Origin of the sequence: Limimonas halophila (assembly GCF_900100655.1) — a bacterium.
Lineage (GTDB): Bacteria > Pseudomonadota > Alphaproteobacteria > Kiloniellales > Rhodovibrionaceae > Limimonas > Limimonas halophila.
The window spans coordinates 1-12,107 of sequence record NZ_FNCE01000022.1 but is presented as its reverse complement, the minus strand read 5'-3'; the positions used below and the strand labels follow the sequence as shown (position 1 = coordinate 12,107).

At 68.9% G+C, this 12,107-nt stretch carries 9 protein-coding genes and 1 other RNA gene; 4 read left to right on the top strand and 6 right to left on the bottom strand.

What is annotated here, in order from left to right:
* Positions 1 to 554: 554 nt before the first annotated feature.
* The 4 genes from recR to ffs all read right to left on the bottom strand — a co-directional run bounded on the left by recR (position 555) and on the right by ffs (position 3,733).
* On the bottom strand, positions 555 to 1,142 hold the full coding sequence (gene recR, locus BLQ43_RS14010; RefSeq protein WP_090022584.1) for a recombination mediator RecR: 588 nt from the start codon (positions 1,140 to 1,142) through the stop codon (positions 555 to 557).
* 246 nt (positions 1,143 to 1,388) lie between these two features.
* Complete coding sequence (locus BLQ43_RS14005; RefSeq protein WP_090022581.1) at positions 1,389 to 1,715, bottom strand: YbaB/EbfC family nucleoid-associated protein; 327 nt, start codon at positions 1,713 to 1,715, stop codon at positions 1,389 to 1,391.
* Positions 1,712 to 3,538 (bottom strand): DNA polymerase III subunit gamma/tau, encoded by a 1,827-nt coding sequence (locus BLQ43_RS14000; protein ID WP_090022577.1) that lies wholly within the window; start codon positions 3,536 to 3,538, stop codon positions 1,712 to 1,714. Before BLQ43_RS14000 ends, BLQ43_RS14005 begins: the two co-directional genes overlap by 4 nt.
* 98 nt (positions 3,539 to 3,636) lie before the next feature.
* Positions 3,637 to 3,733, bottom strand: an RNA gene (ffs, locus tag BLQ43_RS13995) — signal recognition particle sRNA small type.
* A gap of 233 nt (positions 3,734 to 3,966) precedes the next feature.
* On the opposite strand from ffs, the gene dnaN reads away from it, so the two are divergent.
* The 3 genes from dnaN (at position 3,967) to gyrB (ending at position 8,797) form a co-directional block, all read left to right on the top strand.
* Positions 3,967 to 5,085, top strand: coding sequence for a DNA polymerase III subunit beta (gene dnaN / locus BLQ43_RS13990; RefSeq protein ID WP_090022574.1), 1,119 nt, complete (start codon positions 3,967 to 3,969; stop codon positions 5,083 to 5,085).
* Between the two features lie 11 nt (positions 5,086 to 5,096).
* Positions 5,097 to 6,287 carry a DNA replication/repair protein RecF gene (gene recF, locus BLQ43_RS13985; protein WP_090022567.1) on the top strand — a complete coding sequence of 397 codons (1,191 nt, stop codon included), beginning with the start codon at positions 5,097 to 5,099 and terminating at the stop codon, positions 6,285 to 6,287.
* A gap of 110 nt (positions 6,288 to 6,397) precedes the next feature.
* Positions 6,398 to 8,797, top strand: coding sequence for a DNA topoisomerase (ATP-hydrolyzing) subunit B (gyrB, locus tag BLQ43_RS13980; protein WP_245659598.1), 2,400 nt, complete (start codon positions 6,398 to 6,400; stop codon positions 8,795 to 8,797).
* A gap of 611 nt (positions 8,798 to 9,408) precedes the next feature.
* On the opposite strand, the gene BLQ43_RS13975 is transcribed toward gyrB, so the two are convergent.
* Positions 9,409 to 9,792 (bottom strand): hypothetical protein, encoded by a 384-nt coding sequence (locus tag BLQ43_RS13975; protein ID WP_090022556.1) that lies wholly within the window; start codon positions 9,790 to 9,792, stop codon positions 9,409 to 9,411.
* Positions 9,793 to 10,017: 225 nt separating this feature from the next.
* Positions 10,018 to 10,413 (bottom strand): hypothetical protein, encoded by a 396-nt coding sequence (locus tag BLQ43_RS13970; protein ID WP_143006295.1) that lies wholly within the window; start codon positions 10,411 to 10,413, stop codon positions 10,018 to 10,020.
* Between the two features lie 308 nt (positions 10,414 to 10,721).
* Here BLQ43_RS13970 and BLQ43_RS13965 point away from each other — a divergent pair, with 308 nt between their 5' ends.
* The gene (locus BLQ43_RS13965; RefSeq protein WP_090022548.1) at positions 10,722 to 11,969 is read left to right on the top strand and encodes a PAS domain-containing sensor histidine kinase; all 1,248 of its coding nucleotides are present in this window, start codon (positions 10,722 to 10,724) and stop codon (positions 11,967 to 11,969) included.
* The last annotated feature ends 138 nt before the right edge of the window (positions 11,970 to 12,107 follow it).

Sequence of the window (12,107 nt, the reverse complement as noted above, 5' to 3'; positions counted from 1 at the left end):
CGCTCATGCGCGCCAGGTCGTCGGGGTAGACGGTCAGCGTGCGCGTGGTATCGGCCGCGAGGGCGGGGGCGGCGGCCACAAAGGCGGCGGTCAGGAACGCGGGCAGGCGCATGGGGTCCGTCCGTTCGTCACGAGGCGGGATTTACCGTATCACGGGCACGGTCGAGACGCTTTGTGGCCGTTTGATGGACGGCAGCGGCGTGGATCGAACGCGCGTGTTTGGCGAACACACCGGCTAGAGCATCGTGCGTGAAATCGTGTCTGCCGAGAAGGCCGGAAACCTCACGCTAGGTTCCTGTCTTTCCTGTGCGAGCAGATTCCGCGCCTGCGGCGCGGGAGCCGTGTGGCTGTCCACGCACGAGCAAGCAGAATCACGCGGGTGATTCTGCTTTACGGCGATCTGCTCTAGGGTCGCGGCGTCGTAACGGTTGGCCGATGCTGTCCGCGCAGAACCTCGTGCCGACGGAATCAAACATCCTCATGTTTTTGAGAAACCCGTTCGTTTCGGCGTGACGCCGGTGTCGAGTGACAGATGGGATTAAACATCCTCATGTTTAGCGACGGGCGCGGAGGGCAGCGGTGAGGGTGCCGTCGTCGAGGTAGTCGAGTTCGCCGCCGACGGGGACGCCGTGGGCGAGGCGGGTGACGGAGACGCCCAGGTCTTCGAGGCGTTCGGCGAGGTAGTGGGCGGTGGTCTGGCCGTCGACCGTGGCGGAGAGGGCGAGGATGACTTCGCCGACGGCTTCCTCGCGCACGCGCTCGACCAGCTTTTCCACGTTGAGTTGCTCGGGGCCGCGGCCTTCGAGGGCGGAGAGCGTGCCCCCGAGGATGTGGTAGCGCCCGGAGAAGGCGGCCGTGCGTTCCAGCGCCCAGAGGTCGCCGACTTCCTCGACGATGCAGAGCACGCCGGTGGCGCGCTGGGGGTCGGCGCAGATGGTGCAGGGATCGCGGCTGTCCAGGTTGCCGCAGCGGCTGCAGGTGCGCACGGACTCGGCCGCCGCCTGCATGGCCTCGGCGAGCGGCAGGAGCAGCTGGTCGCGGCGCTTCATCAGGTAGAGCACGGCGCGCCGGGCGGAGCGCTGGCCGAGGCCCGGCAGGCGCGCGAGCAGCTTGATGAGGCGGTCGATCTCGGGCGCGGCCACCTTGTCGGGCATGCGTGCGGTCTACCCAAGAGCTTGAGAAGGGGGTGATGCGGCCGTGCCGCGCCGGATGGAGCGCGCACAATCAACGCAACGCCGCGATCCGCCGAATGAAACGCTCGCCAGGGCCTCATCCCTCCCAGCGCCCGTGGTTCGGGCGCTGGGCCCCTCCCTTCTCCTGAAGGAGAGGGGTTCAATGGCGGATTGCCGTCGGCGAATCCGCCCGACGCGGCGTGCGGGCCGCGGCCCTTACATGCCCGGGAACTTGAAGCCTTCCGGCAGGTTCATGCCGCCGGTCATCTCCTGCATCTTCTCCTGGTAGTGCTCTTCCACCTTCTTCTTGGCGTCGTTGGTGGCGGCGACGACGAGGTCTTCCAGGACGGAGACGTCGTTGGGGTCGACCAGCGAGGGGTCGATGCTCATGGAGCGCATCTCGCCCTTGCCGTTCATCGTCACCTGCACCATGCCGCCGCCGGCCGCGCCGGTGACCTCGTGGTCGGCCAGGCCCTCCTGGAGCTGCTGCATCTTTTCCTGCATCTCCTGGGCCTGCTTCATCATGTTCGAGAGGTTCTTCATCGCGATCCGTCTCCTTGGCTGTCGTCGTCCGGCCCGCCGTCGCCGCGCTGGCGGTGCGCCACGAGTTCGGCGCCGGGAAAGGTTTCCAGAATCCGCCGCACCGTGGGGTGGTGCAGGATTTCCTGCCGCTGCGCTTCCTCCGCCTGGCGCTCTTGCTCCTGAAGCGTGGGGTCGCCGGGCTCGTCGGTGAGCGTGACCAGCCAATTGCGCCCCGTCCAGGCGTTCAGGCAGCGGGTCAGCCGGCCGGCGAGGTCCGAGGGGGCCTCTTCGGTGGGAGAGACCTCGACCTTGCCCGGCGCGACGCGCACGGGCCGGGCCGTGCGGCGCAGCTCGGCGGCGAGGCGCGCTTCCCGGTGCTGGTAGCAGAGCTGCACGATCTCCTGCAGCGAGGCGGGTTCAGGGCCGCGCTCGCCGTGCGGTTCAGGCTGGTCCGACGCGCTGGCCTCGGGCGCGCCGCCGGTGTGGCCGCCGCCCGCGATGGCGCGCATGCCCTCGCTCGCGTGCACGCTGGGGCCCCCGTGCGCGGTGGGCCCCCCGTGCGCGCTGGGCATGGGTTGGCCCGCGGGCGCGCTGGACGCGGCGGGCTGCCCGCCGGATGACCCCTGCCCGCGAAGCTGCTTCACCAGCTCGCCCGGCGGCGGCAGCTCGGCCGCGTACATCAGGCGGATCAGCACCATCTCGGCGGCCTGGCGCGGCTCGGGCGCGGCCTGGGTTTCCTGAAGTCCTTTCAGGAGGATCTGCCAGTTGCGCGTCAGCTGCGGCGTGGTCAGCGCGTCCGCCATCTGGCGCCCGCGCGTGCGCTCGGTTTCGGGCAGGCCCGCCATGACCTCGGCGTCGCCCGCGACCTGGAGGCGGGTCAGCGTGTGCGTCACCTCCAGCATGTCCTGGAGCAGCGTCGCCGGGTCGGCGCCGGCGGCGTACATCGCCGCCAGGATGTCCAGCGCCTCGCCCGCGCGGCCGGCGAGCACGGCGTCGTAGAGGTCGTAGATGCGCGTGCGGTCGGACAGGCCCAGCATCTGCTTGACCTGCTCCGCGGTGATGCGGTCGCCCTCCAGCGCCACCGCCTGATCCATGAGCGAGAGCGCGTCGCGCACCGAGCCGTCGGCGGCGCGGGCCATCATCGCCAGCGCCTCCTCCTCGGCGTCGATGGATTCGCGCTCCGCGATCCAGCGCAGGTGGCCGGCCATCGTCTCGTGCTCCACGCGCCGCAGGTCGAAGCGCATGCAGCGCGAGAGCACCGTCACCGGCACGCGGCGGATCTCGGTGGTGGCGAAGACGAAGGTGATGTGCTCCGGCGGCTCCTCCAGCGTCTTCAACAGGGCGTTGAAGGCCTGGCGGGAGAGCATGTGGACCTCGTCCACGATGTAGATCTTCCGCCGCGCGGAGACGGGGCGGTAGCTGACGCCGTCGATGATGTCGCGGATGTCGTCGACGCCGGTGCGGCTGGCGGCGTCCATCTCGATGACGTCGAGGTGGCGGTCCTCGGCGATGGCGGTGCAGTGCGTGCAGACGCCGCAGGGATCGGGCGTGGGGCCGCCCGTGCCGTCGGGGCCGATGCAGGTCAGCGCGCGGGCGATGATGCGGGCGGTGGTGGTCTTGCCCGTGCCGCGCACGCCGGTCATCACGAACGCCTGGGGCATGCGCCCCTGTTCCAGGGCGTTCGTCAGCGTGCGGATGAGGGCGTCCTGGCCGATGAGATCGCGGAAGCGCGCAGGGCGGTAGCGGCGCGCCAGCACGCGGTAGGGCGTCGCCGAAGCCGGCCCGGTGTCCGCCGGCCCGCCTGCCTGACCGCCCGGCCCGTCCTCACCGCCTTCAGGGGACATTGCGCTCGCGCCCGGCCCAGTCTCGCGCCCGGCTCACCCTCGCGCGACAGCGCGAGCCACGCCGCGGCAACCGGGCGTGGCGTGCCGGGAAAAATCGGGTGGGAGACCGGACGAACGACCCGGGCCGGTCCGGTTACGGCTGCTCCCTTCCGGGCCTGACCGGGTTACCCGGCGGCCCGTCCGCCGCCGGCCTCCCAAGCGTTCTATATCAGCGTGCCCCCCGGGCGACACAACCCCGGACCGGCGCGCATCATCGTTTTGAACGCTTTCTTCGCGTTCGCGCCCGTCTCTGGTACACTCCGCGCCCTTCGCGCGGTGGGGTCCCTCCCCACCGCAACGCGCCGCAGCCGCCGGGTCCGACGGACCGGGCCGGCGCGGGGGTCCCCGAGACAGAACCCGAGAATCCGAAACCCGCGTGTAGGCGAGCCATGAAGCTGACCATCGACCGCGCCGCTTTGCTCAAGGCCCTGGGCCACGTGCAGAGCGTTGTGGAGCGCCGCAACACCATTCCCATCCTGGCCAACGTCCTCATCACGGCGGGCGAGGAGACGCTCGGCCTCACGGCCACCGACATGGACCTGACGGTCGAGGAGTCGGTCGCGGCCGAGGTGGCGCAGGCCGGGGCGACCACGGCGCCGGCGCACACGCTCTACGACATCGTGCGCAAGCTGCCCGACGGCACACAGGTGGAGCTGGCGACCGAGAGCGGCGGCGGCCAGATGCGGCTTACGGCCGGGCGCTCGACCTTCCAGCTCGCCACGCTGCCCAAGGAGGACTTCCCCAACGTCGCCGGCGGGGAGCTGCCGCAGCGCTTCGAGCTCTCGGGCGCGGAGCTGCGCAACCTCGTGGACCGCACGCGCTTCGCCATCTCCACCGAGGAGACGCGCTACTACCTCAACGGCATCTACCTGCACGCCACGAAGAGCGGCGACGCCCAGGTACTGCGCGGCGTGGCGACGGACGGCCACCGCCTGGCGCGCTTCGAAACGGCGCTGCCCGAGGGCGCGCCGGGGATGCCGGGCGTGATCGTGCCGCGCAAGACGGTCAACGAGCTGCGCAAGCTGATCGACGACAGCGAGGAGTCCGTGGAGGTCGCGCTGTCCGACAGCAAGATCCGCTTCAGCTTCGGCGCGACCGTGCTGACCTCCAAGCTGATCGATGGCACCTTCCCCGACTACGAGCGCGTCATTCCCTCGGGCAACGACAAGGTGATGACCGTCGACCGCAAGGCGTTCCACGCCGGCGTCGACCGCGTCTCCACGATCTCCACGGAAAAGAGCCGCGCGGTGAAGCTCACCATCGGCGACGGCACGCTCACGGTCTCCGCCACCAGTCCCGACAACGGGCACGCCAGCGAAGAGCTTGAAATCGACTACAACGGCGACCAAATCGAGGTTGGTTTTAACTCCAGGTATCTGCTGGACATCGCCGAGCGAATCGACGGTGGAACGGCGCAGTTCTCGCTGTCCGACGCCGCGTCGCCCACGATCGTTCGCGACGTCTCCGACGGCAGTGCGCTGTATGTGCTGATGCCCATGCGGGTGTAATCTCGGGCGCGATGGCGGACGCCCCCCTGACGACCGACCGGCCCGGCGGGCTGGTGGCGAATGCTCCCGCGCTCTGGGTGCGGTGGTTGCGGCTGACGAACGTGCGCAACTACACCGCAGCCGAGGTGCGCTGCGACGGCCGCTGCGTGGTGCTCACCGGCCCCAACGGCGCGGGCAAGACCAACCTGCTGGAAGCCGTGTCCTTCCTGGCGCCGGGGCGCGGACTACGCCGCGCGCGCCTGAGCGAGGTGGAGCGGGCCGAAACGGGCGACGCCGCGCCGGCCGCCGGTTGGGGCATCGCCGCCGAGGTCGAGACCCCCGACGGCCCGCGCGAGATCGGCACCGGCCGCGACCCGAACGGGCGCGAGCGCCGCGCCGTGCGCATCGACGGCCAGGCCGCGGGCGGGCAGCAGGCGCTCGGCGACGTGGTCGCCGCCACCTGGCTGACGCCGCAGATGGACCGCCTGTTTCAGGAGGGGCCGGCGGCGCGGCGGCGCTTCCTGGACCGGCTGGTGTTCGGGCTGGACCCGGCGCACGCCACGCGCGTCAACCGCTACGAGCACGCCCTGCGCGAGCGCGCGCGCATCCTGCGCCAGGACGCGCCCGCCGACCCGGCTTGGCTCTCGGCGCTGGAACAGCGCATGGCCGAGCAGGGCGTCGCCATCGCCGCGGCGCGCCGGCAGCTCGTGGACCGCCTGGGCGCGCACGCCGAGCGCGACCTCGGGCCCTTCCCGCGCGCCGGCCTTGAGCTGACGGGCGAGGTCGAGGGCTGGCTGGGCGAAACCTCGGCCCTGGTCGCGGAGGAGCGCCTCACGGCCGCGCTGGCGGCAAGCCGCGCGCGCGACCGCGAAACCGGGGGCGCGGCGCACGGCCCCCACCGCAGCGATCTGGCCGCCCGCCACCTGGAACGCGGGCAGCCGGGGTCGCTGTGCTCCACGGGGGAGCAGAAGGCCCTGCTGGTGGCCATCGTGCTCGCCCACGTGCGCCTGCTGACGGTCGAGCGCGGCTTCGCCCCGCTCGTGCTGCTGGACGAGGTGGCCGCCCACCTGGACGCCGAGCGGCGCGACGCGCTCTTCACCGAACTGCCGCGCCTGGGCGCGCAGGCGTGGCTGACCGGAACGGACCCGGCGCTCTTCGCCGGCCTGGGCGAGCACGCACAGCTGCTCGCGGTCGAGGCGGGCCAGGTTCGCGACCTGAAGTGAGCGCCGATGCATCACCCGAACCCCATCCATTACCCGAACCGACGGGGATCGCGACGATGACGCAGGACCCTGAGCAAGAGACTGAAGCTACGGTCGGTCTGAGCGCCGAAATGCCGAGCGAAAGCTACGGCGCGGGCTCGATCAAGGTGCTGCGCGGGCTGGAAGCCGTGCGCAAGCGCCCCGGCATGTACATCGGCGACACCGACGACGGCTCGGGCCTGCACCACATGGTCTACGAGGTGGTGGACAACGCCATCGACGAGGCCCTGGTCGGCTACTGCTCGCGCATCACGGTGCGCCTCAACGCCGACGGCTCGGTGGCCGTCGCGGACGACGGCCGCGGCATCCCCGTCGACATCCATGAGGAAGAGGGCATCTCCGCGGCCGAGGTCATCATGACCCGCCTGCACGCGGGCGGGAAATTCGACCAGAACTCCTACAAGGTCTCCGGCGGGCTGCACGGCGTCGGCGTCTCGGTCGTCAACGCGCTGTCCAAGCGCCTGGAAATGGAGATCCGCCGCCGGGGGCGCCTCTACCGCGCCGTCTTCGCCGACGGCGAGATCGTCCAGCACCTCACCGACGAGGCCGAGGCCGAGGGCAGCGGCACGACGATCATCTTCACCCCCTCGCCGGAGGTGTTCACGCGCCTGGACTTCGATTTCGACGCGCTGGAACACCGCCTGCGCGAGTTGGCCTTCCTCAACTCCGGCGTGGCCCTCGAACTCGTGGACGCGCGCGGGGACGAGCCGCACCGCGTGGAGATGCGGTACGACGGCGGCGTGGCGGCCTTCGTGCGCTACCTGGACCGCAACAAGCAGCCGCTGATCCCCGAGTGCATCCACGTCTGGGACGACAAGACCGAGATCAGCGTCGAGGTCGCCCTGGAGTGGACGGACAGCTACCACGAGACCGTCCTCTGCTTCACCAACAACATCCCGCAGAAGGACGGCGGCACCCACCTGGCCGGGCTGCGCGCGGCGCTGACGCGCCAGATCAACGCCTACGCCCAGGAATCCGGCATCACGAAGAAGAAGGACGTCTCGCTGACCGGCGACGACGCGCGCGAGGGCCTGACCTGCGTGCTCTCGGTGAAGGTGCCGGACCCCAAGTTCTCCAGCCAGACCAAGGACAAGCTCGTCTCCTCCGAGGTGCGCCCCGTCGTCGAGAGCGTGGTCAACGAGCAGCTGCGCCAGTATTTCGAGGAGCACCCCAACGAGGCCAAGCGCATCGTCCAGAAGGTCTCGGAAGCCGCCTCCGCGCGCGAGGCCGCCCGCAAGGCGCGCGAGCTCACCCGGCGCAAGGGCGCGCTCGATGTCGCCAGCCTGCCCGGCAAGCTCGCCGACTGTCAGGAAAAGGACCCCGGCAAGTCCGAGCTCTTCATCGTCGAGGGTGATTCCGCCGGCGGTTCCGCCAAGCAGGGGCGCGATCGCCACACCCAGGCGATCTTGCCGCTCAAGGGCAAGATCCTGAACGTCGAACGCGCGCGCTTCGACAAGATGCTGTCGTCCCAGGAAATCGGGACGCTCATCACCGCGCTCGGCACCGGCATCGGGCGCGAGGAATTCAACATCGACAAGCTGCGCTACCACAAGATCATCATCATGACGGACGCGGACGTGGACGGCAGCCACATCCGCACCCTGCTGCTGACCTTCTTCTTCCGTCAGATGCCCGAGATCATCGAGCGCGGCCACCTCTACATCGCCCAGCCGCCGCTCTACCGCGTGAAGCGCGGCAAGCAGCAGCGCTACCTCAAGGGCGAGCGCGAGATGGAGGAATACCTCGTCGGCCAGGGCATCCAGAATGCCGTCCTCGCCCTCGCCGACGGCCAGCGCATCGCCGGGGCGGACCTCGCCGAGCGCGTGCGCACCGCGCTGCGCGCCCAGCACTGGCTGACGCCGCTGGCGCGCAAGATCGGCTCCGTCGAGGTCGCCGAGGAAGCCCTGCTGGCCGGCGCCTTTTCCGGGGCCGTAACGACCGATCCCGCCGGGGTCGCCGCCACGCTCGCCGAGCGCCTGAACGCCCGCGCGGCCGAGGGCGAGGCCGGTTGGACCGGCGAGGCCACCGAGCGCGGCGAGCTGGTCGTCCAGCGCACCGTGCGCCGCGTCACCGAGCGGCGCGTCATCGAGCCCGGGATGCTGCGCAGCGCCGAGGCCCAGCGTCTCGCCCAGATCGCCGAGGACGTGCGCGCCCTCTTCGCCGAGCGCGCCGTGCTGGAAAGCGACAACGCGTCGACCACGCTCTATGGCCCGCTCGGCCTCGCCGGTGCCATCATGGACCTGGGCAAGCAGGGCCTCACCATCTCGCGCTACAAGGGCCTGGGCGAGATGAACCCCGAGCAGCTGTGGGAAACCACGCTCGACCCGCAGGGCCGCTCGCTCCTCCAGGTCAAGGTCGCCCACGCCGATCAGGCCGAGGACCTCTTCTCCACCCTCATGGGCGACGTCGTCGACCCGCGGCGCGAGTTCATCCAGTCCCACGCCCTCGAAGTCGCCAACCTCGACGTCTAAAACGCGGGCGCGTTTTATCGCACCTGTCACTCGACACCGGCGTCCCGCGGAGATGAACGGGTCACTCACGACCAAAGATGATCCTTGGAACCGACTTTCATTCGACACCGGCGTCGCGGGGCGATGAATGGGTCACTCACGACCAAAGATGATCTTTGGAAACATCCGTCATTCGACACCGGCGTAGTGCCGAGACGAGTGGGTCTCTCACGACCAAAGATGCTTTTTGGAAACGTGTGTCAGGTGACACCGGCTGCAAAGCGCGATTGCGGGGCTGTCTTGGAGAAGGTGCCGGAAATACACGCGTATTTCAGGTATCGGTAGCAAGTTCTACAGCATCGGACGTTTATTCGTATTCAGGTGCGTGGGCCACCGGAACGGGGTCCGGTGGTACCGGCCCATGTGCCCGGACTCATGCCACCGGACTTGATCCCGTGGTGTTCCGGGTAATCCACGCCTGTTGCTGAAAAAATCCGATCCTGTAAGCAGCAACGTCTCGCACCATGTCGTGCCGTCGGTGCGGCGGCCGACACCCGTCGTCACCCGGCTTGACCGGCTGACATCATTCGTTTCGGCGCCCCGTGAGCACATTGGCATTCGTGAGCTGACAGTTACGCGACGCGCTTCAGATAGGACATCACGATCTGGCCGCTCTGGTCTTCGTGTTCGATGACAATACGTTTTTCGGTGGCCACGTAGTCTTGCAGTTCCCTGGACAAGGTTTTGTCGCCTTGAACGATCCGATTCAAGTGATCCAGGTGGAGATAATACTCAGCAGCGATGCTGCCGGAAAATATATTGATCAGCACGATGCGCTTCTGCCGGTTTGCCAGACTGATCGCCACCTGCCGCTTTTTGTTCCGGAGCGCGTCGAGAACGCCAGGATCGAGTGGGGCGCTCTGGTTGTGGTCCTTTCGAATGGGGACTTTTTGATAGATGATCTGCCGCAGGATCGTTGCTTCATCGTGAAGCAGGCTGTTCGTTCGCTCCGTCATGCGTGTGCTGCCCCGCCGGTGTTCGCCTTGGTGGAACGCAATGGCTGGAGACCACACGATTGGGGTTAATGTAAGGTTAACCATTAAACGGTTCGGGCGGCGCTGCTGGGCGCCGGCTGGCCCGAGCCGCGCGCCTTCGCGGAACCTTGCAGGCCGTGAACCTTGCAGGCCGTCCCTGGCCCTGGGGGCGGATTGCTGAGGACCGTGGCGAGCCTCTTGGCGGCGTCACGTCACCCGCTTCAGGTAGGACATGAGGATCTGCCCGCTCTGGTCCTCGTGCTCGATGATGACGCGCTTGTCGTTGCCGACGTAGCTCCTGATCTCGCCGGCCAGCGCGTCGTCGTCCTTCACGAGCTGGTGAAGGTTGTCGAGATAGAGGTAGTATTCCGCCGAGATGCTGCCGGAAAAGATGTTGATCAGACAGATTTCGTTCTTCTTGTTGAACAGGCTGAGGGCGACCTGGCGCTTCTTGTTGCGCAGCGCGTCCAGCACGCCCTCGTCGAACGGGGCGGCCTGGCTGTTGTGCTTGCGGATCAACACCTTCTGGTAGATCACCTGCCGCAGGATCGTGGTTTCGTCGTGAAGCAGACTGTTGGTGCGCGCGGTCATCAGCCTTGCCATGCCCTCAATCGTTGCGGTGGGTGGTGTTCACCCGGTGTGAGGGCACACCAGACCAGGTTAAGGCTGACTGAATCCCGCCGCGTTCCGGGTTTACCCACCCTGGGTCTCGGGCTTGCACGCCGCGATTCGGACGTGGGATCCTTGTGCTCTCGTCGCAACCTGTAATAGAGTGCGAACGCTTTAGGGTGTCGCGAAATGCGTATCCGGGCGGCTGCGTGTCGTCATCACCCTTGCCGCCGCGCGGTCTCGATGGGCGCGCGGCTCACGTGAACGCGGATGAAGGTGAAGACGGCGCCGAGGCCGTACCGATGGACCCCAGGCCGACGACGAGCCCCACGCCCGTATCCGATCGCGAACCCGAACCGGACGCCGCCGACGCCGGTCCGGCTGGGCGGGACCGTTTTCTGGACGCAATTCCGGACGCCGTCATTACCGTGGATGCGGAGCAGCGCGTCACGGGCTTCAACGCCGCGGCGGAGACGCTGTTCGGCTGGTCCGCCGGGGAGATGATCGGCCGGGATCTCAACGTGCTCGTCCCGGCGGCGCAGCGTGATGGCCATCGCGAGATGGCGGCGCACTACATCCACGCCGGCCCGCAGGACGTGCGCACGATGGCGGCGCGCACGATCCAGGGCGTGCGCCGCGACGGCACGGTGTTTCCGGTTCGGGTCAGCCTGTCGAACATGCCGACCGACGGCGAGCCCACGGTGATCGCCATCGCCCGCGACATGTCGGAGCTGGAGCAGAAGAACCGCGAGCTCTCGGCGCTGTCGGCGCGGCTTCAGGCGCAGCTCGAAGAAGCGCGCAAGGCCGAGCACGCCAAGGGCCAGTTCCTGGCCTCGATAAGCCACGAGCTGCGCACGCCGCTCAACGCCATCATCGGTTTCGCCGATCTGCTTCAGAGCCAGCCGTTCGGCGAGCTCGGCCACCCGCGCTACGCCGAGTACGCCGCCGAAATCCGGCGCAGCGGCGGCAAGCTGCTCGCGCTCATCGACGACGCGCTCGCCCTCGGCCGCCTGGAGCGCGGCGCCCACGCCGAGGACAGCGAACCCGTGTCGCCGCGTGCGTTCGTGCGGGACCTCGTGCAAGGGCAATGGCGCGCGGCCCGGGAGGCGGGCGTGCGCCTGCGGGCGCGCGTGGCGGCCGATGCTCCCATGCCGGTGACGAACCGGCGGGCCATGCGGCAGGTGATGACGAAGCTGCTCGACAACGCCCTGAAGTTCACGCCCCAAGGCGGGCGCGTGGTGCTGACGGTCGAGCGCGCGCCGGATGGCCGCGCGCGGCTCACGGTCGCCGATCAGGGCTGCGGCATGGCGCCGGAGGAAATCCCGACCCTGGGGCAGCCGTTCGAGCAGTCGGGCGACGCGATGCGCGCGGAGCGGTCCGGCCTGGGCCTGGGGCTGCCCGTCAGCCAGCGGCTCGTGGACATCCTCGGCGGAACGCTGACGATCGACAGCACGCCGGGCGCGGGGACGACCGTCACCGTCCTCCTGCCCAGCGACGCCAATCCCGAGCCGGTGCCGACGGCGCCGGAAGCCCAATCGGCGCCGGCCTGATCAACCGAAGTCCGGGCAGCGTGTGAGCTTGAGGAACCCATTCATACCAGCGGCTGTGGAGGTATATTGATTTTGGTATATGGCCTCATTCTGTCTTTCTCCTGAAAGGAGAAAGGACCAACCCGCCGATGCCGCAGC